The organism is Bradyrhizobium sp. (genome assembly GCF_016219575.1).
In the GTDB taxonomy this organism is placed as follows: domain Bacteria; phylum Pseudomonadota; class Alphaproteobacteria; order Rhizobiales; family Xanthobacteraceae; genus Bradyrhizobium.
The window spans coordinates 21,767-47,752 of sequence record NZ_JACRMG010000032.1; the positions used below are offsets into that span (position 1 = coordinate 21,767).

The window sequence follows — 25,986 nt, forward strand, 5'->3', positions numbered from 1 at the left end:
AGCATTTCAGGCGCTCTACTCCCTTACCAACAGCAAAGCGGAACAACGGGAGAGGGCAAGCCTTGAGATCGGGCGCCAGCACAGTTAACGCGGCACCGCTCGACGACATGGCGGCAGTGCCCATGACGCCGGCTCTCGAGGCCGAGACCAGGCGGCTGCTGTCGGGACGGGCGCGCGACATCCGCTTCTCTGACGCGTTGATGCACGCCTATCGCCAGAGGGACTGGCCACAGCGCAGCAAGATCGCACGCGCCTGGATGGTCTGGGTTGCCCTGATCAGCATGACCTTCGTACCGGTCAGCTACCTTCTCGCGCCGGATTTCCTCTGGCTTACCACCCTCATCAGCGGCGTCCTGGTGCCGGCGATGCACGCCTGTGCCTGGCTGGTCTGGCGCAAGCCGCGCAGCGCCACGGTCGAGGGACTGTCGCTGCTGTTGCTGATGAGCGGCGTCATGATCGTCTACGGCTTCCTCGCTGCAGCCGCTGGCGGCAGCAGCTATGAGCGGTTCCTCACCTGCATCATGTACGCCAACACCATCGCGATCGTGGTGCTCAACGTCGAATATTTCTGGTCGCTGTCCCTGATGATCTGCTCGACCGCAATCTTCTTCGGCTTCGAGATTTTCAATCCCGCGATCAGCCTGAAGGAAGCCGTGGGAACATCGATCTTCTATGCGATCGGAATCTATGCGGCGACGATCGCGCGGAAGACCCAGTCGATCCTGGCAAAGAAGGCATTCCTGCTGTCCCTGCACAGCCAGTATCACAGCGACGCGCTGAAAGGCGCCAATCATCAGCTGGAAATACTGGCGACACACGATCCCCTCACCGGGCTCGGCAATCGACGCTCGTCGACCGACCTGATCGACCGGCTCTGGCGCAACCCGGCGATCCCGAAAGCCAATATCGCATTCATCATGGCCGATATCGACCGCTTTAAGTTATTGAACGATACCGCCGGCCACGCCGCCGGCGACGAATGCCTCAAACGCGTCGCGAGGGCGATCGAGCATTCGGTGCGGATCGGCGAAGACGCCGTTTTCCGTTACGGCGGCGAGGAATTCCTGGTCGTCCTCGCCCATGCAACTCCGGACCTCGCCTGGGCGATCGCCGAACGCATCCGCCACGCGGTGGAAGCGCTTGGCATCGTCAATCCGGGAATCCGGCGCGCCGATGGTTCTGCCGGCGTGGTGACGATCAGTCTGGGCGTCGCCTTTGCGCGGGAAGGTGCCGCGCCGGAAACGGTGGCGAAATGGGCGGACGATTCGCTCTACGACGCCAAGCGCAGCGGCAGGAACGTCGCGTTCATGTCCACCGCCCATGCTGCCGGCGACGCGATTCCGGAACGGGCTGACAGCCGACGCGGCGCGCCGGCGCTGCTGCCCGAGATGGACCGTTTACCCGGCTGAACGGAATTACGCCGCAGCCGCCAGCACCACCTGCGCCAGCAGCTGCTCGCGCTTCTTCTGGGTGCGGTAGCCCTTCATGGTCGCTGCAAAGCGCTCGAGGATGCCGTCCTCGAAGGCGGTGACGATGGTGTCGTGCACGTAGCTCTTGCGGCAGATCGCCGGCGTGTTGGAGAGCTCGTCGGCTGCGGCCCGCACGGCGTCCAGCACCTGCTTCTTGCGGCCGCGGGCGCTCGCCGCGGGCGAAATCCGCGACAGCGATTCCAGCACCACGGCCGAGGCCATCAGCGTGCGGAAATCCTTCAGCGAAATCTTGATGCCGGCGATCTCGCGCAGGAAGGCGTTCACCGTCGTCGTCGACACGGCGCGGATCGTGCCGGAGGCGTCGCGATACTGGAACATGCGCTTGCCCGGCACGGTGCGCAAAATGCCGATGGCGCGCACGAGCTTCGCCGCGTCGCATTCCTTGCGCACGGCCTTGCCGCCCTTCGCCTTGAAAGTCAGCACGAAGCTGTCTTCTTCCAGCGTGACGTTGGACTTCAACATCGTGGTGGCGCCGCGGGTGCCGTTGAGTTTTGCGTAGGACTCGTTGCCGGGGCGGATCGCGGTGCGCGCGATCAGCTCGATGACCGCCGACAGCGCGAATTCCCTCGTTGGCTCGTCGCCGGCGAGATGCGCCGAGACGTTGCGGCGGATTTTCGGGAGCGCGCCCACGAGCTTGGCCAGGCGATGGGCCTTGCGCTGCTCGCGCACCTTCTCCCAGTCGGCGTGATAGCGGTATTGCAGCCGGCCGGCCGCATCGATGCCGACCGCCTGCAGATGCGAGCTGGGGTCGGCCGAATAGCGCACGTCGCGATAGGCCGGCGGCACCGCCATCCGATGCAGGCGGCGAATGGTCGGTTCGTGCCGGACCTTCGTGCCGTTGGCGCGAATGAATGAATAGCTCTTGCCGCGCTTGATGCGGCGGATGGTGAGTGCGTTCTGGTCGCCGAGCTTGAGGCCGTGATGTTCGGCCAGTTCCGCCACCGAGGTCTTCGGCTTCGGCTGTTCGGCCGGAACCTTCGGCAACTGGCCGAGCATTTCCGCCAGCGCAACGGCGGGATCGGCGGAAGCGGGCCCTGTAGCCTCGAAATTCTGCTGATCCATCATCGTCGTGAACGCCTTGCTCCGCCTGTTGCGCCGGTAATGCCGCTTGTTGGGGCTTCGTTCCGGGAGGGCCGTCCGGCCCCGGGGTGGCCATTTAGGGGGTGCGGCGCGGGATTGCGAGTCCCGAATCAGTCATCTGCGGTGCCTAAACACCGTTCATGGGAGCCATTCGCCCGATAACGTTGATTTTGCGCTGTCTCAATACGCCGGGCACGCTGCCGTGGCTGGTGAACCATTGTCGGCGGAAGAGCAAGCCAAACCAAGGTTTGAGGCGGCTGCGCTTGTCCCGACGCCGTCCGGCGACGCATAATCGCGCCAATAATTGTAGCCAGCTTGCGATCAATTTCGTTCGCGAGCGGCCAGTGACGTTGAGTGGAGGGAATATGTCCGAGAAGATTTACGATGTGCCCGCGGAGTGGTCGAAACGCGCCTGGATCGACGACGCCAAGTATCGCGAGATGTATGAGCGCTCGGTCAAGGACCCCAACGGCTTTTGGGCCGAACAGGCCAAGCGGGTCGACTGGGTCAAGACGCCCCACAAGATCGAGAACGTCTCCTTCGCGCCCGGCAACATCTCGATCAAATGGTTCGAGGACGGCGTGCTCAACGCCGCCTACAATTGCATCGACCGCCACCTCGCCAAGCGCGCCAACCAGACCGCGATCATCTGGGAGGGCGACGACCCCTCGCAATCCAAACACATCACCTACAAGGAATTGCATGACGAAGTGTGCCGGATGGCCAACATCCTGCGCACGCGCAACGTCAAGAAGGGCGATCGCGTCACCATCTATCTGCCGATGATCCCCGAGGCCGCCTACGCGATCCTCGCCTGCGCGCGCATCGGCGCCATCCATTCGGTGGTGTTCGCCGGCTTCTCGCCCGACAGCCTCGCCCAGCGCATCAACGACTGCGAGTCCAGGATCGTCATCACCGCCGATGAAGGCCTGCGCGGTGGCCGCAAGGTGCCGCTGAAAGCCAATCTCGACGCGGCACTGGAGAAATCCCCCGGCGTCGACTGGGTCGTGGTGGTCAAGCGCACCGGCGCCAACGTCAACATGAACCCGTCGCGCGATCTCTGGTATCATGACGCGGCCAAGATGGTGACCACGGAATGCCCGTGCGAGCCGATGCATGCGGAAGATCCGCTGTTCATCCTTTACACGTCGGGCTCGACCGGCCAGCCCAAGGGCGTGCTGCACACCACCGGCGGCTATCTGGTGTTCGCATCGATGACGCATCAATACGTCTTCGACTATCACGACGGCGACATCTACTGGTGCACCGCCGACGTCGGCTGGGTCACCGGCCACAGCTACATTCTCTACGGACCGCTCGCCAATGGCGCCACCACGCTGATGTTCGAGGGCGTGCCGAACTATCCCGACAATTCCCGGTTCTGGAACGTCGTCGACAAGCACAAGGTCAACATCTTCTACACCGCGCCGACCGCGATCCGCGCGCTGATGCAGGGCGGCGACGAGCCGGTGAAGAAGACCTCGCGTGCCTCGTTGCGCCTGCTCGGCTCGGTTGGCGAGCCGATCAATCCGGAAGCGTGGGAATGGTATCACCGCGTGGTCGGCGACGAGCGTTGCCCGATCGTCGACACCTGGTGGCAGACCGAGACCGGCGGCATCCTGATCACGCCGCTGCCGGGCGCGACGAAGCTGAAGCCGGGCTCGGCGACGCGGCCGTTCTTCGGCGTGGTGCCGGAGATCGTCGACGCCGAAGGCAAGGTGCTGGACGGCGCGACGTCAGGCAATCTCTGCATCACGAAATCATGGCCGGGCCAGATGCGCACGGTCTATGGCGATCATGCCCGCTTCGAGCAGACCTACTTCTCGACCTACAAGGGCAAGTATTTCACCGGCGACGGCTGCCGGCGCGATGCCGACGGCTATTACTGGATCACCGGCCGCGTCGACGACGTCATCAACGTGTCCGGCCATCGCATGGGCACTGCCGAAGTCGAAAGCTCGCTGGTGGCGCATGAAGCCGTGTCGGAAGCCGCCGTGGTCGGCTATCCCCACGACATCAAGGGCCAGGGCATCTATGCCTATGTGACGCTGATGACCGGCAAGGAGCCGAGCGAGGCCCTGCGCAAGGAACTGGTGGCCTGGGTGCGCAAGGACATCGGCCCGATCGCCTCTCCCGACCTGATCCAGTTCGCGCCCGGCCTGCCCAAGACCCGCTCCGGCAAGATCATGCGCCGCATCCTGCGCAAGATTGCCGAGGACGAGCCCTCGAGCCTCGGCGACACCTCGACCCTGGCCGACCCCGCCGTGGTCGACGACCTCGTCAAGAACCGCCAGAACAAGAAGGGCGCATCGGCCTAGAGGTCGGGCAGAAAAGCCACGGTCGATCTCCGAAATCAGGGCTCCGGAACCGTCCGGAGCCCTTTTTCCTGCGCGATTCCAGAGGCCTCACGCAGCCGTGTCCGCACTGTGTCTTTTTCGGGACAAGTGTTGTTTTCAAGTCATTTACTTTAATTCGAACATTTCCTTTGTTCCCTCCATCGAAGTCGCGGCTTCGGCCGGCGTGGAAACCGTCCGGTTAAGGGACGCGGTTAAGAATGCGTGCCTGAGAAATGCGTGCCTGAGACCGGCGGATTGCCTCCTTCAAAGGTCAGCCGACGAATTTGGTCCCTCCAGGGGACAATGGGGAATGGAGAGAACGATGTCGTTGAGGATTGCGGCGGCGCTGGCCGTCACCATCGGGGCAGGGATGATGATGTCGTCGCCCGCCCAGGCGCGCCCCGAAATGGTCGGCATGCGCAGCGCCGAATATTCGCCGGGCACCATCGTCGTGAAGACCGGCGAGCGCCGCCTCTATCTCATCCTCGATAACGGCCGGGCCATGCGTTACCCGGTCGGCGTCGGCCGCTATGGCAAGCAGTGGGCCGGCACCACCCGCATCGATGGCAAATATACGAATCCGGCCTGGTCGCCGCCGCGGGAAGTCAAGCGCGACAAGCCCAACATGCCCGACGTGATCCCCGGCGGCTCGCCGCGGAATCCGATGGGCGTTGCGGCCATGACGCTGTCCGGTGGCGAATACGCCATCCACGGCACCAACATGCCGGGCTCGGTTGGCGGCTTCGTCTCCTATGGCTGCATCCGCATGCTGAACGGGGATATTACCGATCTCTACCAGCGCGTTTCCGTCGGCACGACGGTTGTCGTGACCCGCTGATCTACGTCTAAAGCGCGATGCGATTTGGTTGAATCGTCATCGCGCTTTAGGTTGTTGTTTGAGCATGATCTTTTCGGAAAACCGCTTCACACTTTTCCGGATCATGCTCTAGGCGTTTTCAACGCAAAGAGCCGCGCCAATGCGCGGCTCTTTCTTTTTCACCGCGGTACGTTCGCGCACCAGCCGTTGCGGTGGCCGCCGTTGTAGCTGCGCACATGACCGGCTGCGAGCAGCGCTGCCGCGACATTGCCGGTGCGTTTGGTGGCAACGTCGGCCAGGACGCGGCCCTGATACTTGTCCGGACCGATGTTGTAGATCGCGACCTCGCCCTGCCGGAGCAGGTCGCGCAACGCCTCGGTCGCAGCTTCGGCCAGCCGCAATTCCTCAGCGCAATCCGCCTTGAGTTCCGGCGCATCGATGCCGCGCAGTCGAACGCGCGTCATCACGTCCTGGCCGGGCGCAAGAGGCACCCGCGCCTCAAACGTGTCGCCATCAATCGTGCGAATGACGTCGGCCGATCGATGCCGGTCGAGGTTGCCGGCAGGCCGCCAGATCGTCTCGAATTCCTGCGACCCGCCGTCATGCCAGCGCGGCAAATGCAGCCATTGCCGGATCGGCAGCATGGCGCCTGCCGCAACCGCGAGCACAAAGAGCCAAGGCAGGGCCGCGGAAAGCCGCCTCCGGGGCGGGCGGGCGCGCCCGGTCGGCCGCCAGGAATTTGCTCTCTCAATAGGCATTGCGGGGAAGCTGGACTGAGTCGGCCAGGCCGGCAAGAGTCCATCCTGCCTCAGAAATCCGAGGCGATGCCCTTGTTTTCCCAATCGCCGTAACGCGTCGGCTCCGGGCCCTTGGGGCCCTGGAATTCCTTATCCATGGGCCTGGCATTCGCGGCCGCCTGGCGGCGGCGCTCTTCGGCCTCGGCAAGCGCCCGCTGCGCCGCCGGCGTCAGCGGCTTCCGTGCGGCATCGTGCTTTGCGGGTCCGTCGGTCATTTCAACTGTTTCCTCCCGGCCGCCGATGCGGTCAAGCCCGCCCGCCGCATCACAATCGCGAAATCCGATTTGCGATTCTTACATTTGGCATATTCGCATGCCACAGCTTGCTCCCGTTGCGATGGCATGAGCCGAAGCATCACGTCACATAGACCCAAGAACATTTCCACGCCATGCCTCCACAACGATTCGCAGTCGCCTCCGAAGTGCCTGGCCTGGCGGCACGGCGGATCGCCGCCGACATCCTGGACGGCGTGCTCCACCGCCACCGCACCCTCGACGACCAGCTCGAAGGCGCCGGCGCCCATCCCGGACTGAAAGCGCTCTCCGACCGCGACCGCGCGCTGATGCGGCGGCTGGTCGCCACCATCCTGCGCCGGCTCGGCACGCTCGGTCATCTGCTGTCGCGGCTGCTCGACCGCGGCGTTCCTACCGATGCGCCGCGCGCGCAAAGCGCGCTCCTGATCGGCGCCGCGCAAATCCTCTGGATGGACGTGCCCGATCATGCGGCCGTCGATCTCTCGGTGCGGCTGGTGCAATCCGACCGGCGCGCCGCACGCTATGCCGGCCTCGTCAACGCCGTGCTGCGCCGCTGCGCACGCGAGGGCACGGCGATCGTCGAGGACGTCAAGTCGCAAGCGCTGGATCTGCCGCCATGGCTGTTCGCGCGCTGGACCGCGCATTATGGCGAATCCACCGCACGTGCGATGGCTGCCGCCCTCAGCCATGAACCATCGCTCGACCTCACGCTGAAATCGGACGCTTCGCAGTGGGCCACGCGCCTGCACGGCGAAGTGCTGCCGACGGGAACGGTGCGCACGCTGCTGCACGGTTCGGTGACCATGCTGCCCGGCTTCTCCGAAGGCCAATGGTGGGTGCAGGACGCCGCCGCAGCGCTGCCCGCGCGATTGTTCGGCGACATCGGCGGCAAGAAGATTGCCGATCTCTGCGCTGCACCCGGCGGCAAGACCGCGCAGCTCGCCTATGCCGGCGCACGCGTGACGGCGGTCGATCGTTCGCCGGCACGGATGACGCGGCTGCGCGACAATCTTGCGCGGCTTTCGCTGGAGGCCGAGACCGTCGTTGCCGATGCCGTGGAATGGCAGGCTCCGGCGGAAAGTTTCGATGGCATTCTGGTCGACGCGCCCTGCACTTCGACCGGCACCATCCGCCGGCATCCGGACGTGGCGTGGCTGCGACAGGAGACCGATATCGCGCCGCTCTCGGCGCTGCAGAAGCGCCTGCTGCAAAAGGCCGTCGCGCTGCTGAGGCCCGGCGGAACCCTGGTCTATTGCACCTGTTCGCTGGAACCGGAGGAAGGCGAGGCGGCCATTTCGGCGCTTCTTGCCGCCGGGACCGGCCTGCGGCGTGCGCCGGTTGCGACGGCCGAGGTGGCCGGACTTGCCGAAATCGTCACCCCCGACGGCGATCTCCGGACGCTACCCTGCCACTTGCCGCACACTGACCCGCGCCTGGCGGGACTGGACGGTTTTTACGCCGCCAGGCTGGTTAAGGCCTGATTCTGCAGCGGATTCTTCGCCGCAGGGGGCTGATTCGCCTGCTTTCAAGATGGCACGGAAGCCACGATTCCGGCTAAATACGAATCGCAGGAATTCCCTCCCTCCCAAGGCACGGCGTGTCGGTCGCTCAACGCAGACGAATCTCGACCCTGATCATGGGCCGCTTCGCGCGGAACATGATGGCCCGCGCCAGCGGCGGCACGGTCGCGCTGTCGCGGCTGTGGCCCGGCCGCGCCGACCGCCTGACCATCGCCCCGCATGATCTGCGCACCGCCGACGCCACCCGCGCCGCCGAAATCTATGCCGGGCGCTTCGTCTTCGCCGGCAAGATCGTCACCTGTCACGGCCGCTCCATTTTCGATCTCGAGCCGCCCTCGGAAGACTGGGAGGTCGCGCTGCTCGGCTTCGGCTGGCTTCGCCATCTGCGTGCCGCCGACACCGCGCTGACCCGCGCCAACGCCCGTTCGCTGGTCGACGACTGGATGTCGAACCAGACGCGCAAGCGGCCGCTGGAGCGCCGCGCCGACGTGCTGGCGCGCCGCGTGATCTCGCTGCTGTCGCAGGCCCCGTTGGTGCTCGGCGACACCGACGGAAAATTCTATCGGCGCTATCTGCGCGGGCTGACCCGCGAGATCCGTTACCTCCGCTATGCCATGATCGACATCGGCGACGGCGTGCCGCGGCTGCAGGTGCTGATCGCGCTGTGCTACGCCTCGCTGTGCCTCGCCAACCAGGCCAAGCACATCCGCAGCGCCTCGCGAAAGCTGTCCGACGAGTTGCAGCGGCAGATCCTGCCCGATGGCGGGCACATCTCGCGCAATCCCGGCGCGCTGGTCGAACTGCTCAGCGATCTCCTGCCGCTGCGCCAGACCTTTGCGGCAAGGAACATCGCCCCGCCCCCGGCGCTGCTCAACGCCATCGACCGCATGATGCCGATGCTGCGGTTCTTCCGCCATGGCGACGGCAGTTTCGCGCTGTTCAACGGCATGAGCAGCGCACCGAATGACTTGGTAGCGACGCTGCTCGCCTATGATGACACCCATGGCGCGCCGATGGCGAACATGCCGCATACCGGCTACCAGCGCATCGATGCCGGCGGGCTGACGCTGATCATGGATACCGGCGCGCCGCCGCCGCCGAGCGTCAGCCAGGACGCGCATGCCGGTTGCCTTTCCTTCGAATTGTCCTCCGGGCCGAGCCGCATCGTGATCAATTGCGGCATGCCGACGACCGGCCGCGACAACTGGCGCTCCTTCGCGCGCGGCACGGCTGCGCATTCGACGCTGACCTATCACGACACCTCGTCATGCCAGTTCGTCGAATTCTCGGCGATGAAGAAGCTGCTGCAGGGCGCGCCGGTCGTCTCCGGGCCGACCAATGTCGAGAGCTATCGCGAGGCGGTGCCCCATGGCGAATTGCTGACCACCTCGCATGACGGCTATCTCGCCCGCTTCGGCGTGATCCACCGCCGGGTGCTGATGGCCGCGCAGGACGGCTCGCGGCTCGACGGCGAGGACACGCTTTCTCCGGCGCCGGGCGGCAAGATCAAGGGCAACGAAGCCGACTTCGCGCTGCGCTTTCACCTCCACCCCTCGGTGAAGGCGAGCCGGCTGTCGGACGCGCGCGGGGTGATGCTGGTGCTGCCGAACCGCGACGTCTGGACCTTCGAGGCCCTGGACGACAAGGTCGATCTCGAGGACAGCGTGTTCCTGGCCGGCAATGACGGTCCCCGCCGCACCGCCCAGATCGTGATCCGGCAGGATTCCCGCCACGCCTCCTCAATCCGCTGGAGTTTTGTGCGCTCCTCGACCTCGGCGTCGCAGACCAACGCCCGGCGCAACGCGCGCCGCGAGCCGGAACTGCCGCTCTGACCCGGGTGGTCACGGCGCCGACCAAAATCTCGAAAACAACCCCATGCAAAGTAGCCAGCATGTCGATGGGATCAGCATGGCACGCAATCCTGGCAGATCCCCGGGCCCTCTGATGATGAGCGGCGGCGCTTCGGCTATCGCCACTTGCATGTGCGGCTCAAACGGGAAAGTCCGGAACTGAGCTTGAGAGCGAATGAGATCCAGTGCCTAATCCCTACACTCGACGCACCGCCCCTCCATCGACCGGGATCGCCGCACCGTTGACATAGCGAGCGAGCGGCGAGGCGAGAAAAGTCACGAGGTGCCCAATGTCGCAAGGTTCACCAAAGTATCCAGCGGGAATGTTCTGCTTGATGAACTCAGCCTTCGATTGCTCCGTTGGAGGCAGTTTTTGAATCTGAGCCGAATTGATGCGACCGGGGGCGATCGTGTTCACAGTGATGCCGTGCGCGCCAAGTTCGGAGGACAGTGTTCGGGACCAGCTGACGAGAGCTGCTTTGGCGGGCGCAGCGCCGTTGAGCCTTGGTGCAACCAGTGCGCCGGATATATTGACGATCCGACCCCAGTTCTTAGCTTTCATTCCGGGAATGATGAGATCAGTTAGTCGCCGTGCTGCGAGGAAATTGAGTGTAAGTGCCTCGTCCCAGAACGCATCGTCTGCTTTGTCTGTGACGGGCCTCGCACCACCGACATTGTTGACGAGGATATCGACGCGCCCACCAAGAGCCGCCAAGGCTTCGGCTACGATCTGGGCGGGACCGTCTATCGCACAAACGTCCCCGATAACGATCGCCGGACGACCACCGGAACAAGAGGCAAGGCGTCCGGCCACTTGCTCCAGCGCCGCTGCCTTACGCCCGCTGATCGCCACATGCACGCCAGCGTCCGCAAGCGCCGCCGCGATCCCGCTGCCAATGCCGCCACTTGCGGCCGTTATCAGGGCAGTCTTGCCTTCCAGGCCCAGATTCATTGGATCAACTCCGTGCGTGGATGACGCAGTCCAGGGCAACTTTAGGCGACAACTTGGGTGACAACTCCCGGCGCTGCCACGGTGCTCTGGCTCATTTGTTCGAGAGAACGCATCGTATTCCGCCGCTCGGATCAACAACATCACCACTATAACGTGGGATCAAATGCAGGTGCACGTGCATTCGGTTTTGTCCGGCGGCTCGCCCAATGTTGGCGCCGATGTTGTAACCGTCCGGCGAATGATCTACCGCAATCTTGCTTTGCGCGCGATCAAGCAGCGATAGTATTTCGGTCTTCTCCTCGGTGGTCATGTCAAAATAACTCGCGACGTGTCGGCGTGGTATTATCAGGACATGTCCACGGCTCAGACTGTTGTTATCGTAACGAACATACGCGAGGGAGCCCTCAAGCAAGACGCATTCGGGTCGGCACAACTCGCAATCCGCAACCGCCATGGCATCGATCCTTCTCAATTAGCGTCGACGCATCCAACAGTATCTTCACGACAGCAGAGTTCGCCAGTCGCCCTCAGTGTCCGGAGCGCACACCATAGGCTGCATAAGCACTCTGCATGCGCTCTTCGTCCGCGCGATCCGGAAACAGCGTATAGCTTGGAGCCCATATCCTCGAAATGCGGTCGATTCTGACCGAAATGACATTGCGGATCAGAAAGTCCTCGCCGGCCATGCGTAGCAGCTCCGCCCCTAAGGTCGCGAAATCCTCAGCTTCTGGTGGGATAATCTTGGCCGTTCCGACGAACTTGAAGCCCCTTTGCCGGAATATGTCGATGAAGCTCACGCAGACATTTGGCTGTAAGCGGATGTTCCTGACGCTGTTGGACGATGCAATGTCAGCGATCACGATCCGGTCATCGCCATGGCTCGTAAAGATTTCCTTAGGTGTGACGTTCGGAACGCCCGCCGGGTCAACGGTCGCCAACCAGCAAAGCACCGAATTTTTCAAGTCAGTCTTGACAGCTTGATTGATCGGTCCGCGGTCTTTGCGTACTGCCATGACACATCCTCCGAAATCAGACGCAGGCCGAAAGCAGCCAACACAGTGCCCGATGGCCTGTTCTGTCCAGAGGCCGACGCGGAACGCAATCCTGGTCTGTCAGCCCGGCGGAGCCATGCTGTCAGGGGCAAAGCCGGTCGGCAGGCCGTCGATGCTCTTCATGTTCTTCAGACCCCAGTATTTTCGCAGATTGTCGATGCTCCGCTCCGCCCAGTAGCGCACCAGGCTGCCGCGCTCCTGCTTGTAGTCGAACAGCGGCACGCCCATGCCACACGACGTCTGCACGAGATCAACCGAGAGGCGTACGATCTGGCGGGCGCCTGCAACTTCCTCGAACTTCGAAACGAGATCGGCGTACTCCGGCGTGCCCCGCATCAACGATCGACCCTGGCCATAGAGCCGCAGGATCACCGGAGCGCCCTCGAAGGCGCAAAACATGATGGTCAACCGCTTGTCATCCGAGGCGATCAGGTGAGCGCGGGTCTCGCTGCCGCTGCCGGTGCAATCGAGATAGGCGACGTCGTTATCTCCGAGCACCCGGAATGAGGACAGGCCCTTGGGCGAGACGTTGACGCGTCCCTTGGGCGGGGCGCTGGCGACGAAGAAGATCTTCTGCCGCGCGATGAAAGCCGCGTGCTCCGGTTCGATCCTTGCGAATTGCTTGCCCATGCCCGTCCGTCCTTTGCGCAGCGACGAAGTCGAGACAAGAAACTATCACCCCATTTGTACCAGTTTAAGGATACATATTATCCCGGTATAAAGACCACCATGAAAGGACAAGACCCGATCGCTCCGGCTCTCTCGCTCAGCGCGTTCTTGCGGGCGCTCCGGGAGCGCCAGTCTCCGGCAGAATTCGGTCTCGCCGCCGGACCACGACGGCGCACGCCCGGCCTCCGGCGCGAGGAGGTCGCCCAGCTCTGCGGGTTGAGCGTCACCTGGTACACGTGGATCGAGCAGGGGCGCGATGTGTCCGTCTCTGCTTCGACACTTGCGCGCCTCGCCCGCGGATTGCGCCTGTCACGCGCCGAGCGCTTCTATCTGTTCGACGTTGCGGGCAAGCGCGATCCCGAGCGGCCGGGCCACAGGGATGACCCTCCCGAGGCGGTGCTGTCCTGCGTCGATGCGATCGATGGTCCCGCCTACATCCTCGATCGCACATGGGGCGCGCGTCGCTGGAACGCGAAAGCGGCAAAACTGTTTGCAGGATGGCTCGATGCCGACGGCGAAAAAAACCTGCTGCGCTATATCTTCCTCAGGCCTGAGGCGCGAGCTCTAATCCTTGACTGGACGTCCCGTGCGCAGCGCGTCGTCGCAGAGTTCCGCGCCGCGGCGACAGGCTACGCCGACGATCCGGATATTCGCCGGCTTGTCGATGAACTGCGAATTGCAAGTTCCGACTTCGCGCGCTGCTGGCATACACAGGGGGTTTTGGCACGCGAAGGCGGCGAACGTGCGTTCAATCATCCGACCATGGGACTGCTGCACTACCAGCAGGTTTCGCTGTCTCTCGCGGGCTGGCCCGACTATCGACTGACGATGCTTCTCTCTGCACCGACCGTACGCGATCGATGACCGGTAGCGAGGCCATTGAGAACTGCGCCAAAAGCTGCTAACCAGCTCGCACTCGCGCAACTGGCGACTTTGGATGGAGCACCATCGGGAAGCGCGAGATTGATCGCCGCGCGCCTGGGCATAAGAATCTCCTGACAAAGGACCTTGCCCATGACCGATACCACCCGCCGCGTTTCCCGTGCCCTGCTCTCCGTTTCCGACAAGACCGGTCTGATCGAATTCGCCAGGGCGCTGGCCGCGCGCGGCGTCGAGCTGGTCTCCACCGGCGGCACAGCGAAGGCGATTGCCGCCGCCGGACTCGCGGTGAAAGACGTCTCCGAACTGACCGGCTTCCCCGAGATGATGGACGGCCGGGTCAAGACGCTGCACCCGAAGGTGCATGGCGGCCTGCTCGCGATCCGCGGCAACAAGGAGCATAGGAGTGCGATGCAGGCGCACGGCATCGCGCCGATCGATCTTCTGGTCGTCAACCTCTATCCGTTCGAGGCGACGGTCGAGAAGGGCGCCGGTTTCGAGGACTGCATCGAGAACATCGACATCGGCGGCCCCGCCATGATCCGCGCAGCCGCGAAAAACCATGACGACGTCGCCGTCGTGGTCGAGGCGCAGGATTACCAGGCCGTGCTCGACGAGCTCGCCGCCAATAACGGCGCCACCACGCTTTCGCTGCGCCGCCGTCTCGCGGCCAAGGCCTACGCGCGAACCGCAGCCTACGACGCCGCCATCTCGAACTGGTTCGCTGCCCAGAACCGCACCGACGCTCCCGACTTCCGCGCCTTCGGCGGCCGGCTGCTCCAGTCGCTGCGCTACGGCGAGAACCCGCATCAGAACGCGGCGTTCTACGCCACCCCGGAAAAACGGCCGGGCGTCTCCACGGCGCGGCAGTTGCAGGGCAAGGAGCTTTCCTACAACAACATCAACGACACCGATGCGGCCTATGAATGCATCGGCGAGTTCGACCCCAAGCGCACCGCGGCCTGCGTCATCGTCAAGCACGCCAACCCCTGCGGCGTGGCGGAAGCTCCCGACCTCGTCGCCGCCTATCGCAAGGCGCTGGCCTGCGATTCGACGTCGGCCTTCGGCGGCATCGTCGCGGTCAACTGCGTGCTGGATGCGGATGCCGCGCGCGCCATCACCGAAATCTTCACCGAGGTGATCATCGCGCCCGATGCGACCGAAGAAGCGATCGCCGTCGTCTCCGCAAAGAAGAACCTGCGGCTGCTGCTCGCCGGCGGCCTGCCCGACCCGCGCAGCATCGGCCTCACCGCAAAGACCGTTGCCGGTGGCTTGCTGGTGCAGAGCCGCGACAATGCGGTGGTCGATGACATGAACCTAAAGGTCGTGACCAAGCGTGCACCGACTGAGGCGGAGCTGCGCGACCTGAAATTTGCGTTTCGCGTCGCCAAGCACGTCAAGTCCAACACCATCATCTACGCCAAGGATCTGGCGACGGTCGGCATCGGCGCGGGCCAGATGAGCCGGGTCGATTCCGCGCGCATTGCCGCGCGCAAGGCGCTCGATGCTGCCAAGGAGCTTGGGCTTGCCGAGCCCCTGACCAAGGGCTCGGTGGTCGCGTCAGACGCATTCTTCCCGTTTGCCGACGGCATGCTCGCCTGTATCGAGGCCGGCGCCACCGCGGTGATCCAGCCCGGCGGCTCCATGCGCGACGACGAGGTGATCAAGGCCGCCGACGAGCACGGCATTGCCATGGTGTTCACCGGCGTCAGGCATTTCAGGCACTAGCCACCACGACCACTGCTGTCGTCCCGGCGAAAGCCGGGACCCATAACCACGAGTGTGCGGGCTAGAACTCGCTGTGGCTATAGCGAAGCGCAGCACTGACATTCGTGGTTATGGGTCCCGGATCGCGCTCGCTACGCTCGCTTGTCCGGGACGACGGGACGGCTCCTTTACCATCATCAGCAGCGCCATCCCCGCCGTGAAGAAGATCACGAGCACGGCCATGCCGGCCTTCTGGCTCGCGGTTACCGCGGTGACGACGCCGATCAGCAGCGGGCCGAGGAAGGACGTCACCTTGCCGGTCAACGCGAACAGCCCGAAATACTGCGCGATGCGGTCCTTTGGCGCGAGGCGGATGAGCAGCGTGCGCGCTGCCGCCTGCAGCGGGCCGCCGGCCGCCCCGATCAGACAGCCGAGCACGAGATAGGCCTTTTCCGACGCGCCGGCGAACAGCGCGCCGCCGGGCTGCGGCGGGGTGACCTTGACGAAGAAGACGTGGTCCTTGTCCACCAGCAGGATGGCAATGACCGCGAACAGCAGCACCATCATGCTGCCGGCTATCACCCGCTTCGGGCCGAGTTGGTCGTCGAGCTTGCCGCCGAGCCAGGCACCGAGCGTGCCTGCAATCGCAAGCAGGATGCCGAACGTGCCGATCTGCAGCGTGTGCCAGCCGAAGGTGCCGGCCGCATAGATGCCGCCGAAGGCGAACAGCGACACCAGCCCATCGGTATAGACCATGTTGGCGAGCAGGAAGAGCAACATCGATCGCTGCTTCGGCAATTCGGCGATCGTCCCCTTCAGCTCGCTGAGCCCGGCGCGCAGCGCCTCGCGCACGGGTCGCCTTGCCGGATAATCCGGCGTCAGCAAGAACATCGGCGTCACGAAGATGACGAACCAGATCGCAGTCAGCGGACCGGTGATGCGATCGCCCTGATGCGTGACGGGATCGAGCCCGAACAGCGGCGTGAGGCCGAACAGCGTTCGGCCGGAATCGGGATTGGCGGCAAGGAAGCCGAGCACGATGATCAGGCTGACGATGCCGCCGATATAGCCGGTGGCCCAGCCGGTGCCGGACAGCCGTCCGATCCGGTCCGGCGGCACCAGCGTCGGCATCATCGCATTGTTGAAGACGGTCGCGAACTCGACGCCGACCGAGGCAATGGCGTAGGCGAGCAGCAGCGCCGGAATGATCGAGGGATCGCCGGGCCTGCCGATCCACATTGCGCAGGCGCCGATGACGAGCAGGGCGCCAAAGCCGGCAATCCACGGCTTGCGCCGGCCGGACGCATCCGCAATGGCGCCGAGCACCGGCGAGAGAAGCGCGATGGTGAAGCCGGCGGATGCGGCCGCGAATCCCCACAGCGCCTGACCGGTTGCAGGATTTGGCGCCACGAAGTTCGCAAAATAGGGCGCGAACACAAAGGTGGTGATCAGGGTGAAATAGGGCTGGGCCGCCCAGTCGAAGAAAATCCAGCTGATGACGGCGGCGCGGCGCGGATAGACCGGCATTCCCTCCGCGCGACCAGCCGCAAGATCCGTCACCGCCATGTGCAAGGTCACCTTTTGATCACAAACAGGCGTTTTGCCTGCCGCCATGAAATCCATATAGCATGCGCGCCGGTTGCGGCTTCGCATGTTGTCGCATGTCTGCCGGCCGGATACGCGGATTCCGATGATTTTCTCTACGACCAATTGCTGCAAGGGTTTCGCGATAGCCGCGCTGGCATTGCTTGCCTGGCGGGCGGACGCGCAGGAACGCCGGCTCTACACGCCGCCGCCGCTTGATTCGGTTCAGCCCGTAGCTGCCGAACACGGCATGGTGGTGGCGCAGGAGAAGCTCGCGGCCGAGATCGGCGCCGAAATCCTGCGGCAGGGCGGCAACGCCGTCGATGCCGCGGTGGCGACCGGCTTTGCGCTGGCAGTGACCTATCCGCGCGCCGGTAATATCGGCGGCGGCGGTTTCATGGTGATCCACTCCGCCGAACGCGGCCAGGACATCGCCATCGACTATCGCGAGACCGCGCCGGCCGCGATCACGCCCGACGTTTTCCTCGGCTCCGACGGCAAGCCAGATCCGGCGAAGTCGCGCGACTCGGCGCTCGGCATCGGCGTGCCCGGCACGGTTGCGGGACTGGCGCTGGCGCTCGAAAAGTTCGGCTCCGGCAATTTCACGCTGGCCGATATCCTCAAGCCCGCCATTGCGCTCGCGCGCGACGGCTTTGTCGTCACCCATGACACCGCCGATACGCTGCCGGACATGTATCGCCGCATGTCGCGCTGGCCGAATTCGGCAAAGAGCTTTTCAAAGGCGGACGGGAGCCCGCTGCGCGAGGGCGATACGCTGGTCCAGAGCGATCTTGCTTCGTTCCTTTCCACCATCGCCGAACAGGGCCCGCGCGGCTTCTACGAAGGGCCGGTGGCCGAGAAGCTCGCGAAAGCCATCCGCGATGCCGGCGGCATCATGACGACGGAGGATCTGAAATCATACCAAGCCGTTCTCCGCGCGCCGGTGCGCGGCACCTATCGCGGCTACGACATCGTGTCGATGCCACTACCCTCCTCCGGCGGCACGGTGCTGCTGGAGACCCTCAACATCCTCGAGGGCTTTCCGCTCGGCGACATGAAGCAGGGCTCGGCGACCTCGCTGCATCTGATGATCGAGGCGATGAAGCGCGCCTATGCCGATCGCGCGCGCTATCTCGGCGACCCCGCCTTCGTCGATGCACCGACCAATATGCTGATTGCCAAGGATTATGCGGCCAGGCAGCGCGCCAGCATCGACCTTGCGCGCGCAACGCCGTGGACAGAGGCAGCGCCGGCGAAGCCGCAGCGCGAAGGCAGCAATACCACGCATTATTCCGTGGTGGACTCGCGCGGCAACGCCGTCAGCAACACCTATACGCTGAACTTCCCCTATGGCGTTGGTCTCGTGGCCGAAGGCACCGGCATCCTGCTCAACAACGAGCTCGACGATTTCACCGCGGCGCCCGGCGCTGCCAACGCCTTCGGCCTGGTCGGGTTCGAGGCCAATCTTCCCGGCCCGGGAAAACGGCCGCTTTCCTCGATGTCGCCGACCATCGTGCTGAAGGACGGCAAGCCGGTGCTGGTCACGGGAACGCCCGGCGGCAGCCGCATCATCACCGCGGTGACGCAGGTCATCGTGAATACGATCGACTATGGGCTGAACGTCGCCGCCGCGGTCGCCGCTCCCCGCATTCATCATCAATGGCTGCCGGACGAGGTGCGCGCCGAGCGCGGCATCCCCGCCGAGGTGCTCGCCGAACTCCGGGACAAGGGCCACAAGGTCGTCGATACGCTCGGCCAGACCTCGGCGAATTCGATCTTCGTCGGCCCCAACGGCCCCCTCGGCGCACCCGACCCGCGGACGCGAGGAGCGTGGGCGGCGGGGCAGTAGATCGATCCACCGAATTCTTCCGGCAAAGTGAGGGACGCACAGTCGGATGGGTTCCCTCCCCCTTGCGGGGGAGGGTTAGGGAGAGGGGTACCGCTTGCTCGACTGCCAGACCGATAGAACGAGTCAGTCCCAACCTACCGGTTCGTTGATCCAGTATCGCGCTATGTCTACGATCAGCGCCCGGGGCTTACCCCTCTCTCCAGCCCTCCCCCGCAAGGGGGGAGGGAGCCCGGCCAGCCTGCGTCCCTGACTTCGCATTACCTCGCTCACAGGAGTCCTCCTCATGGCATCGCTCAAAGGCAAGACGCTGTTCATCTCCGGCGCGAGCCGCGGCATCGGCCTTGCAATCGCGCTGCGGGCGGCGCGGGACGGGGCTAATGTCGCAATCGCGGCCAAGACCGCCGAGCCGCATCCGCGACTGAAGGGCACCATCTTTACCGCCGCCGATGAGGTGCGTGCCGCGGGCGGCAAGGCGCTGCCGATCGTCTGCGACATCCGCGAGGAGGCGCAGGTGATGGATGCGATCGAGAAGACCGTCGCCGAATTCGGCGGCATCGATATCTGCGTCAACAACGCCAGTGCCATCAGCCTCACCAATTCGCAAGGCACCGACATGAAGCGGTTCGACCTGATGATGGGCATCAACACCCGCGGCACCTTCATGGTGTCGAAATACTGCATCCCGCACCTGAAGAAGGCGGAGAACCCGCACATCCTGATGCTGTCGCCGCCGCTCGACATGAAGGTGAAATGGTTCGAGCACTCCACCGCCTACACCATCGCAAAATACGGCATGAGCATGTGCGTGCTGGGCCTGTCGGGCGAACTGAAAGGTGCGGGCGTGGCCGTCAACGCGCTGTGGCCGCGCACCACCATTGCCACCGCCGCGGTCGGCAATCTCCTCGGCGGCGACGCCATGATCCGCATGAGCCGCACGCCCGAGATCATGGGCGATGCGGCGCATGCCATCTTCTCCAGGCCTTCGCGCGAGTTCACCGGCAATTTCTGTATCGACGACAAGATCCTGTACGCAAGCGGAGTGCGAGATTTCGAGCCCTACCGCGTCGACCGCTCGATGCCGCTGATGTCGGACTTCTTCGTGCCCGAGGACGACGTGCCGCCGCCGGGCGTAACGGTGCAGCCGTTGCCCTCGGTCGGAGCTGCACAGACCTCGCGCTAGGCGTATTGTGCGGCCGCGCCGCGCCGGAGATCTGCGTGACATCCTGGAAATGGATCCTCGCTACCGCCGTCGCCTTGGTGCTGGCGGCGCTCGCCGGGCTGACCTTTCATTTCCGGCCGGACCGCGCCATTCGCGTCGCCACCGGCGGCGTTGCGCACCTGATCTGCTCGAAGACCTTCGTTTCCGGGCTCGATCCGCAGATCGTCTTCGCCGAGACGCTTGAACGTCCCGGCTTCCGTCGCCTGCGCCATGTGATGGATTTCCGGATCGATCGCAAGGCCGGCACGGTCGATGCCTCGACATTGGGATTTTTCACAGGCCGCGCCGTCTTCCATGACGGGTTCGGCTGCGTCGAGCGGCACGGCACCGGAGAGCCCTATCTCCTGAAGAGCGACGTCGAGGTGCTGAAGGTGCCCAAGACGCCGCCGCTATTGCCAGACATTGCCGGTCCCGCCGTGGTCGAGCCGGCCGATCCCGCGCTCAAGGCCGCGCTCGATCATGCCTTCGAGGAGCCTGCATCACCGCCATTCCGGCGCACCAGGGCGGTCGTCGTGGTGCGCGACGGCAAGGTGATCGCCGAGCGATACGCCCCCGGCATCGGCGTCGACACGCAGCTGTCGGGCTTCTCCATGACCAAGTCGATGGTCAACGCGCTGATCGGCGTGCTCACCCAGCAAGGCCTGACCTCGCCGTCCTTGCCAGCGCCGATCCCGGAATGGCGCCGCATCGACGACCCCCGCCGCGAGATCGAGGTCGAGCATCTCATGCGCATGACATCGGGGCTCGACCTCGACGAGACCAATTCCGGCTTCGATCCGTCGACCCGGATGTATCTGTACGACGACATGGCTGCCTTTGCGGTCAACACGGGGATGATCGCGCCGATCGGCACCCGCTTTCACTATTCGAGTGCCACGACGCAGATCCTGGCGCGCATCATCCGCGACCTGACCGGCGGGCCGGAGCAGACGCTCGCCTTTGCATGGCGCGAATTGTTCAATCCGCTTGGCATGCGCCATGTCACGCTGGAGTTCGACGGTGCCGGCACCTTGCAGGGCGCCAATTACATGCTGGCGAGCGCCCGCGACTGGGCGAAGCTCGGCCTGCTCTATCTCAATGACGGCGTGGTCGGCGGCAAGAAGGTCCTGCACCCGGACTGGGTGGATTTTTGCGCAGCCGCAACGCTGGACAGCGATTATGCCGCGGGCTTCTACACCAATCGCAGCGACCATCCCGACGCCAAAGGCCGCGTGCAGCTCGGCTTTCCCCGCGATTCCTTCTTCGCCTCGGGCCTGCTGGGCCAGCGCATCGTGATCATGCCGTCGCAGCGCATGGTCGTGGTGCGGCTGGGAGATTCCATCGATCCCACCGGCGATATCAGGGGCGTGGCGCGGCTGGTGAAGGAAGTGATCGCGGCCACGCAGCCGTAGGGCGACGGTTTAATCCGTCGTTCCGGGATGGTCCGAAGGACCAGACCCGGAACCTCGAGATTCCGGGTTCATGCTTCGCATGCCCCGGAATGACGACGGAAATCACCGCCCGATCTCGTACGGCCCGCCCTTTTCCAGCGCCCGCTTGTAGGCCGGCCGCGCGTGGATGCGCTCGACGAACGCCATCGCCTTGGGATGGCCCTGCTCCAGCCCGGCGCGCGCGGCAGCGGCTTCCAGCGGGAAGCTCATCTGGATGTCGGCGGCGGTGAACTCGCTGCCGGCGAACCACTCGCTCTTTGCAAGCTCGCTCTCCCAGTAGTCCATGTGCTGCTTGAGCTGCGGATTGACCAACGTGGTGAGCGCCTGGTTGCAGACCTTGCGCACCAAGGGCCGCAGCAATGCCGGCGCCCGGCGCGGCATCAGCGTGAACAGCAGTTTCAGGAGCAGCGGCGACATTGCCGAGCCCTCGGCATAGTGCAGCCAGTAGGTATAGCGCAGCCGCTCCGGCGTATTCTCCGGCGGGATCAGGCGGCCCTTGCCGTAGGTGGCGATGATGTATTCCGCGATCGCGCCGGACTCGGCGACGGTGTTGCCGTTGTCGGTGATGACGGGCGATTTGCCGAGCGGATGGATCGCGCGCAATTCCTTTGGCGCGCGCATGTCGGGCTGCCGCTGATAGCGCACGATCTCGTAGGGCACGCCCAGCTCCTCGAGCAGCCACAGCACCCGCTGCGAGCGCGAGTTGTTGAGATGATGCACCGTCAGCATTGGCCGTCCCCCTGCAGGAATTTTCTGGGTGTTCCCGTATCAGGCCTTGCGCCGATTAGCGACCTGTCCGCCCTGACCAAAACGGCGAAGGATCCGGGTCGCCTCCGCAAAAATTATTACCCGGGTGATATTGACGCTTAAATATATCCGGGTATAAATAAGCCAACATGTGGCCATTCCGGAAACTTAAGATGGGTCAAATATTTACGGCCTTCGAGGGCCAGCGGCGCCTGATCTCCGGCACCCTTGCCGAGGTCGCGCTCAAAGTGAAGCGCGCGGGCCAGGCGGCGGGGCCAATCATCATCTTCAATGATGCCACCGGGCGCTCGCTCGATCTCGACCTGCGCGGCAGCGATGACGAGATTGTCGCGCGGCTCCCCAAGGCTGCGCCTGCTGCCGCCCCGGAAGCCCAGGCCCCCGAGCCGCGCGGCCGCGGCCGGCCGAAACTCGGCGTGGTCGCACGCGAGGTGACGCTATTGCCGCGGCACTGGGAATGGCTGAACGGCCAGCCCGGCGGCGCATCGGTCGCCTTGCGCAAGCTGGTCGACGAGGCCCGCCGCGCCACCGGCGATCGCGACCGGCTGCGCGCCGCGCGCGATGCGGCCTATCACTTCATGTCGGCCATGGCCGGCGACCTCGCCAATTTCGAGGAAGCCTCGCGCGCCTTGTTTGCCGATAACCGGCGGCGCTTCGCCGGCCTGATTGCGGATTGGCCGACCGACATCCGCGACCACATCGTCAAGCTTGCCTACAGCGATCGCGCCGACTAGCGCGATCGCCCACTCCAAAACCCGAACCTTCCAAACCGCCATCTGCGCGCGGCACGACCTGCCGCGCCCATTGCAAGGCCATGCCCGTGACCAGTCCCGCCCCGCTCTGGAAGAATTTCCTCGTCTTCCTGCTGCCGATGATGGCAAGCAACATCCTGCAATCGCTGTTCGGCACCATCAACAACGTCTATCTCGGCCAGATGATCGGCGTCGACGCACTCGCGGCGGTGACCGTGTTCTTCCCGGTCATGTTCGCCTTCATCGCGCTGGTCATGGGCCTGAGCACGGGCGCTTCCGTCCTGATCGGACAGGCATTCGGCGCCGGGGACCACGTCAAGGTCAAGGCGGTCGCCGGCACGACGCTCGGCATCGCGCTGTCGTTCGCGGCCGTCATCGCCCTGTTCGGATCGCTGTTCGCCGGCGATCTCGTGGTCGCGCTCGGCACGCCGCCGAACATCCTGGATGAGGCCACCGCCTACGCGCGGGTCTCGATGATCTTCATGCCGCTCACCTTCGCGGTGATCCTGGTGACGGCGATGATGCGCGGCGTCGGCGACACCATCACGCCGTTGCTGGCGCTGGTGGTCTACACGCTGATCGGGCTCGTGGTGACGCCTGTCATGATCGCGGGCCCGCTCGGCCTGCCGCGGCTTGGCGTGGCCAGCGCGGCATGGGCGTCGGTGGCCTCGAGCATTCTCACGCTACTATGGCTGCATTTTCATCTGCGCGCGCGGTCGCACGCTCTGGCCTTCGACAGGGAGTTCCTCCGCGCGATGCGGCCGGATGGCCGGCTGCTCCGGCTGGTGCTGCGCATCGGCATTCCCGCCTCGCTCAGCATGATGGTGATGTCGGTCGCCGAGCTGGTGCTGCTCGGCCTCGTCAACGGCTATGGCTCGGACGCCACCGCCGCCTATGGCGCAGTCGGGCAAGTCATGAGCTATGTGCAGTTTCCGGCGCTGTCGATCGCGATCTCGGTCTCGATCTTCGGCGCCCAGGCGATCGGCCGCGGACAAGGGAGCCAGATCGGCGCCATCGTCGGCACGGGCCTGCAGATGAACCTGTGGCTGACCGGCGGACTGGCGGTGCTCGGTTATCTCTTTTCGCCGGGCCTGATGGCGCTCTTCATCACCGAGCCCGCGGTGCTCGAGCTGGCGCAGGGGCTGCTGCACATCGTGCTGTGGAGCACCGTACTGTTCGGCATGGCGACGGTATTTTCCGGCGCGATGCGCTCGGGAGGCACGGTATGGGCGCCGCTTGCGATCTCGTCGTTTGCGATCCTTGCGGTGGAAATTCCGTCCGCCATCTTCCTCAGCCGGCATATCGGCATCGAGGGCGTGTGGGCGGCCTATCCTATCGCCTTCTGCACCATGTTCCTGCTGCAGATGAGCTATTACCTGCTGGTCTGGCGCAAGCGCACGGCCGCACGCCTCGTTTGACTCGGGCGAGGGCACGTTACAATATGACGGTCATCATAGCTCCGGCGGCCATGCCGCCGGAGTGGAAAAATCGAGGGAGGCCGCCGTGAGTCAAAGTCCGCAATTCCTGTTCGACTTCGGCAGTCCCAACGCCTTCCTCAGCCACAAGGCGATCCCGGCGATCGAGAAGCGCACCGGCGTGAAGTTCGAATATGTGCCGGTGCTGCTCGGCGGCATCTTCAAGGCCACCAACAACAAGTCGCCTGCCGAAACGCTGGCCGGCGTGAAGAACAAGCGCGAATTCCATGCGCTGGAAACCGAGCGCTTCCTGAAGCGCTTTGGCGTCAAGCCCTACACCTGGAACCCGTTCTTCCCGGTCAACACGCTGAATATCATGCGTGGGGCCGTCGCGGCACAGTTAGAGGGCGTGTTCGAGAAATATGTCGAGGCGGCCTTTCATCACATGTGGGTCGAGCCGAAGAAGATGGATGATCCGGAAGTCGCCGCCAAGGCGCTCGCGTCTTCCGGCCTCGATGCGGCAAAGCTGTTCGCCCGCGCGCAAGATGCCGACGTCAAGGCGAAGCTGATGGCGAATACACAGTCCGCCGTCGAGCGCGGCGCATTCGGCTCGCCGACGTTCTTTGTCGGCAAGGAGATGTTCTTCGGCAAGGAGCAGCTGCGCGAGGTCGAGGAAATGGTTTCGGGAAGATAGCCACTGTCACCCCTCATGGTGAGGAGTCGCGCATCGCGCGGCGTCTCGAACCATGAGGCCCCGCAAGCTCATCCTTTGAGACGCGGCGAAGACGCCGCTCCTCAGGATGAGGAGGAGTGCAAGACCATGCAAAAGCGAAACGCCACCTGCGCCGTGATCGGCGCCGGCGATTTTATCGGCGCCGAGATCGCGAAGAAGTTCGCAGCCGAGGGCTTCACCGTCTTCGCCGGGCGGCGCAACGGCGAAAAGCTCGAGCCGCTGATCAAGGAGGTCGAGGCCGCCGGCGGCACGATTGTCGGCCGCTCGCTCGATGCGCGCAAGGAAGACGAGATCGCCGCCTTCCTCAACGACGCCGACAGGCACGCGCCGCTGGAAGTCTGCATCTTCAACGTCGGCGCCAACGTCAATTTCCCGATTCTCGAGACCACCGACCGCGTGTTCCGGAAGGTTTGGGAGATGGCGTGCTGGGCAGGATTCCTCGCCGGGCGCGAGGCGGCCCGGCTGATGGTCCCGCGCGGACAAGGCAACATCTTCTTCACCGGCGCGACCGCCAGCTTGCGCGGCGGCAGCGGCTATGCGGCGTTTGCCAGCGCGAAGTTCGGGCTGCGCGCCGTGGCGCAGTCGATGGCGCGCGAACTCGGGCCGAAGAACATCCATGTCGCGCATCTCATCATCGATTCCGGCGTCGATACCGCCTGGGTGCGCGAGCGCCGGGCGCAGATCTGGGGCAAGGAAGCGCTTGATAATCCCGATCTGCTGATGCCGCCCGCCTCGGTAGCCGCCTCCTATTGGCAGCTCTACCAGCAGCCGCGCAGCGCCTGGACGTTCGAGCTGGAAATCCGCCCGTTTGGCGAGAAGTGGTGACGCATATCATT

Annotated in this window: 23 protein-coding genes and 1 riboswitch; of the genes, 14 read left to right on the forward strand and 9 right to left on the reverse strand. The window is 64.5% G+C overall.

Translation table 11 applies throughout. The features are described from left to right. Nucleotides 1-62: 62 nt before the first annotated feature. A complete protein-coding gene (locus tag HZB49_RS24745) occupies nt 63-1,409 on the forward strand; it encodes a diguanylate cyclase (RefSeq protein WP_291616153.1) in 1,347 nt (448 codons plus the stop codon). A 6-nt stretch (nt 1,410-1,415) separates the two neighbouring features. Here the strand turns inward: HZB49_RS24745 and HZB49_RS24750 are convergent, their stop codons facing one another. Then, on the reverse strand, nt 1,416-2,555 hold the full coding sequence (locus tag HZB49_RS24750) for a DNA topoisomerase IB (protein ID WP_291616155.1): 1,140 nt from the start codon (nt 2,553-2,555) through the stop codon (nt 1,416-1,418). Between the two features lie 380 nt (nt 2,556-2,935). On the opposite strand from HZB49_RS24750, the gene acs reads away from it, so the two are divergent. Both acs and HZB49_RS24760 read left to right on the forward strand, forming a co-directional pair. Then, nucleotides 2,936-4,888, forward strand: coding sequence for an acetate--CoA ligase (gene acs / locus HZB49_RS24755; protein ID WP_291616157.1), 1,953 nt, complete (start codon nt 2,936-2,938; stop codon nt 4,886-4,888). A gap of 340 nt (nt 4,889-5,228) precedes the next feature. Next, complete coding sequence (locus tag HZB49_RS24760; protein WP_291616159.1) at nt 5,229-5,744, forward strand: L,D-transpeptidase; 516 nt, start codon at nt 5,229-5,231, stop codon at nt 5,742-5,744. Nucleotides 5,745-5,902: 158 nt separating this feature from the next. Here the strand turns inward: HZB49_RS24760 and HZB49_RS24765 are convergent, their stop codons facing one another. Next, entirely contained in the window at nt 5,903-6,481 is a 579-nt protein-coding gene (locus HZB49_RS24765; RefSeq protein WP_291616161.1) for a thermonuclease family protein, read from the reverse strand. 50 nt (nt 6,482-6,531) lie between these two features. Then, nucleotides 6,532-6,735: a DUF1674 domain-containing protein gene (locus HZB49_RS24770; protein WP_291616162.1), complete on the reverse strand. Its 204-nt coding sequence runs from the start codon at nt 6,733-6,735 to the stop codon at nt 6,532-6,534. Nucleotides 6,736-6,908: 173 nt separating this feature from the next. Here HZB49_RS24770 and HZB49_RS24775 point away from each other — a divergent pair, with 173 nt between their 5' ends. Both HZB49_RS24775 and HZB49_RS24780 read left to right on the forward strand, forming a co-directional pair. Continuing rightward, nucleotides 6,909-8,255 carry an RsmB/NOP family class I SAM-dependent RNA methyltransferase gene (locus HZB49_RS24775; protein ID WP_291616163.1) on the forward strand — a complete coding sequence of 449 codons (1,347 nt, stop codon included), beginning with the start codon at nt 6,909-6,911 and terminating at the stop codon, nt 8,253-8,255. A 155-nt stretch (nt 8,256-8,410) separates the two neighbouring features. Continuing rightward, nucleotides 8,411-10,126 carry a heparinase II/III family protein gene (locus tag HZB49_RS24780; RefSeq protein WP_291616392.1) on the forward strand — a complete coding sequence of 572 codons (1,716 nt, stop codon included), beginning with the start codon at nt 8,411-8,413 and terminating at the stop codon, nt 10,124-10,126. Between the two features lie 214 nt (nt 10,127-10,340). On the opposite strand, the gene HZB49_RS24785 is transcribed toward HZB49_RS24780, so the two are convergent. The 4 genes from HZB49_RS24785 to HZB49_RS24800 all read right to left on the reverse strand — a co-directional run bounded on the left by HZB49_RS24785 (nt 10,341) and on the right by HZB49_RS24800 (nt 12,778). Further along, nucleotides 10,341-11,096, reverse strand: coding sequence for an SDR family oxidoreductase (locus tag HZB49_RS24785; RefSeq protein WP_291616164.1), 756 nt, complete (start codon nt 11,094-11,096; stop codon nt 10,341-10,343). A gap of 91 nt (nt 11,097-11,187) precedes the next feature. Then, nucleotides 11,188-11,550: an HIT family protein gene (locus HZB49_RS24790; protein ID WP_291616166.1), complete on the reverse strand. Its 363-nt coding sequence runs from the start codon at nt 11,548-11,550 to the stop codon at nt 11,188-11,190. Between the two features lie 73 nt (nt 11,551-11,623). Continuing rightward, nucleotides 11,624-12,109, reverse strand: coding sequence for a pyridoxamine 5'-phosphate oxidase family protein (locus tag HZB49_RS24795; RefSeq protein WP_291616168.1), 486 nt, complete (start codon nt 12,107-12,109; stop codon nt 11,624-11,626). Between the two features lie 99 nt (nt 12,110-12,208). Beyond that, nucleotides 12,209-12,778, reverse strand: a complete 570-nt coding sequence (locus tag HZB49_RS24800) for a pyridoxamine 5'-phosphate oxidase family protein (RefSeq protein ID WP_291616170.1) — start codon at nt 12,776-12,778, stop codon at nt 12,209-12,211. Nucleotides 12,779-12,877: 99 nt separating this feature from the next. On the opposite strand from HZB49_RS24800, the gene HZB49_RS24805 reads away from it, so the two are divergent. Beyond that, the gene (locus HZB49_RS24805; protein WP_291616172.1) at nt 12,878-13,681 is read left to right on the forward strand and encodes a helix-turn-helix transcriptional regulator; all 804 of its coding nucleotides are present in this window, start codon (nt 12,878-12,880) and stop codon (nt 13,679-13,681) included. A 46-nt stretch (nt 13,682-13,727) separates the two neighbouring features. Continuing rightward, nucleotides 13,728-13,808: riboswitch (ZMP/ZTP riboswitch) on the forward strand. Nucleotides 13,809-13,831: 23 nt separating this feature from the next. Then, entirely contained in the window at nt 13,832-15,424 is a 1,593-nt protein-coding gene (purH, locus tag HZB49_RS24810) for a bifunctional phosphoribosylaminoimidazolecarboxamide formyltransferase/IMP cyclohydrolase (RefSeq protein WP_291616174.1), read from the forward strand. 108 nt (nt 15,425-15,532) lie between these two features. On the opposite strand, the gene HZB49_RS24815 is transcribed toward purH, so the two are convergent. Continuing rightward, nucleotides 15,533-16,969, reverse strand: coding sequence for an MFS transporter (locus HZB49_RS24815; RefSeq protein ID WP_291616175.1), 1,437 nt, complete (start codon nt 16,967-16,969; stop codon nt 15,533-15,535). A gap of 124 nt (nt 16,970-17,093) precedes the next feature. On the opposite strand from HZB49_RS24815, the gene ggt reads away from it, so the two are divergent. From ggt to HZB49_RS24830, 3 genes are all read left to right on the forward strand, one after another. Then, on the forward strand, nt 17,094-18,836 hold the full coding sequence (ggt, locus tag HZB49_RS24820) for a gamma-glutamyltransferase (RefSeq protein WP_291616178.1): 1,743 nt from the start codon (nt 17,094-17,096) through the stop codon (nt 18,834-18,836). A 283-nt stretch (nt 18,837-19,119) separates the two neighbouring features. Further along, nucleotides 19,120-20,016, forward strand: a complete 897-nt coding sequence (locus tag HZB49_RS24825; RefSeq protein WP_291616180.1) for an NAD(P)-dependent oxidoreductase — start codon at nt 19,120-19,122, stop codon at nt 20,014-20,016. A gap of 35 nt (nt 20,017-20,051) precedes the next feature. After that, nucleotides 20,052-21,446, forward strand: coding sequence for a serine hydrolase (locus HZB49_RS24830; RefSeq protein ID WP_291616182.1), 1,395 nt, complete (start codon nt 20,052-20,054; stop codon nt 21,444-21,446). A gap of 102 nt (nt 21,447-21,548) precedes the next feature. Here HZB49_RS24830 and HZB49_RS24835 read toward each other — a convergent pair whose 3' ends face one another. Further along, a complete protein-coding gene (locus HZB49_RS24835) occupies nt 21,549-22,214 on the reverse strand; it encodes a glutathione S-transferase (protein ID WP_291616184.1) in 666 nt (221 codons plus the stop codon). Between the two features lie 191 nt (nt 22,215-22,405). Between HZB49_RS24835 and HZB49_RS24840 the strand changes: the two genes are divergently transcribed. The 4 genes from HZB49_RS24840 to HZB49_RS24855 all read left to right on the forward strand — a co-directional run bounded on the left by HZB49_RS24840 (nt 22,406) and on the right by HZB49_RS24855 (nt 25,975). Beyond that, entirely contained in the window at nt 22,406-22,984 is a 579-nt protein-coding gene (locus HZB49_RS24840) for a DUF2239 family protein (protein ID WP_291616186.1), read from the forward strand. 80 nt (nt 22,985-23,064) lie between these two features. Continuing rightward, a complete protein-coding gene (locus tag HZB49_RS24845) occupies nt 23,065-24,420 on the forward strand; it encodes an MATE family efflux transporter (protein WP_291616188.1) in 1,356 nt (451 codons plus the stop codon). 85 nt (nt 24,421-24,505) lie between these two features. Further along, entirely contained in the window at nt 24,506-25,111 is a 606-nt protein-coding gene (locus tag HZB49_RS24850; protein ID WP_291616190.1) for a 2-hydroxychromene-2-carboxylate isomerase, read from the forward strand. 126 nt (nt 25,112-25,237) lie between these two features. Then, nucleotides 25,238-25,975 (forward strand): SDR family oxidoreductase, encoded by a 738-nt coding sequence (locus HZB49_RS24855; protein WP_291616192.1) that lies wholly within the window; start codon nt 25,238-25,240, stop codon nt 25,973-25,975. Nucleotides 25,976-25,986 lie beyond the last annotated feature (11 nt).

Coding starts and splice junctions, on each gene's coding strand:
- ggt (WP_291616178.1), top strand. CDS start 17,094: ATGATTTTCTCTACGACCAATTGCTGCAAGGGTTTCGCGATAGCCGCG.
- HZB49_RS24760 (WP_291616159.1), top strand. CDS start 5,229: ATGTCGTTGAGGATTGCGGCGGCGCTGGCCGTCACCATCGGGGCAGGG.
- HZB49_RS24840 (WP_291616186.1), top strand. CDS start 22,406: ATGGGTCAAATATTTACGGCCTTCGAGGGCCAGCGGCGCCTGATCTCC.
- HZB49_RS24790 (WP_291616166.1), bottom strand. CDS start 11,550: ATGGCGGTTGCGGATTGCGAGTTGTGCCGACCCGAATGCGTCTTGCTT.
- HZB49_RS24805 (WP_291616172.1), top strand. CDS start 12,878: ATGAAAGGACAAGACCCGATCGCTCCGGCTCTCTCGCTCAGCGCGTTC.
- purH (WP_291616174.1), top strand. CDS start 13,832: ATGACCGATACCACCCGCCGCGTTTCCCGTGCCCTGCTCTCCGTTTCC.
- acs (WP_291616157.1), top strand. CDS start 2,936: ATGTCCGAGAAGATTTACGATGTGCCCGCGGAGTGGTCGAAACGCGCC.
- HZB49_RS24855 (WP_291616192.1), top strand. CDS start 25,238: ATGCAAAAGCGAAACGCCACCTGCGCCGTGATCGGCGCCGGCGATTTT.
- HZB49_RS24780 (WP_291616392.1), top strand. CDS start 8,411: ATGGGCCGCTTCGCGCGGAACATGATGGCCCGCGCCAGCGGCGGCACG.
- HZB49_RS24835 (WP_291616184.1), bottom strand. CDS start 22,214: ATGCTGACGGTGCATCATCTCAACAACTCGCGCTCGCAGCGGGTGCTG.
- HZB49_RS24845 (WP_291616188.1), top strand. CDS start 23,065: ATGCCCGTGACCAGTCCCGCCCCGCTCTGGAAGAATTTCCTCGTCTTC.
- HZB49_RS24785 (WP_291616164.1), bottom strand. CDS start 11,096: ATGAATCTGGGCCTGGAAGGCAAGACTGCCCTGATAACGGCCGCAAGT.
- HZB49_RS24775 (WP_291616163.1), top strand. CDS start 6,909: ATGCCTCCACAACGATTCGCAGTCGCCTCCGAAGTGCCTGGCCTGGCG.
- HZB49_RS24795 (WP_291616168.1), bottom strand. CDS start 12,109: ATGGCAGTACGCAAAGACCGCGGACCGATCAATCAAGCTGTCAAGACT.
- HZB49_RS24750 (WP_291616155.1), bottom strand. CDS start 2,555: ATGATGGATCAGCAGAATTTCGAGGCTACAGGGCCCGCTTCCGCCGAT.
- HZB49_RS24800 (WP_291616170.1), bottom strand. CDS start 12,778: ATGGGCAAGCAATTCGCAAGGATCGAACCGGAGCACGCGGCTTTCATC.
- HZB49_RS24825 (WP_291616180.1), top strand. CDS start 19,120: ATGGCATCGCTCAAAGGCAAGACGCTGTTCATCTCCGGCGCGAGCCGC.
- HZB49_RS24765 (WP_291616161.1), bottom strand. CDS start 6,481: ATGCCTATTGAGAGAGCAAATTCCTGGCGGCCGACCGGGCGCGCCCGC.
- HZB49_RS24770 (WP_291616162.1), bottom strand. CDS start 6,735: ATGACCGACGGACCCGCAAAGCACGATGCCGCACGGAAGCCGCTGACG.
- HZB49_RS24815 (WP_291616175.1), bottom strand. CDS start 16,969: ATGGCGGTGACGGATCTTGCGGCTGGTCGCGCGGAGGGAATGCCGGTC.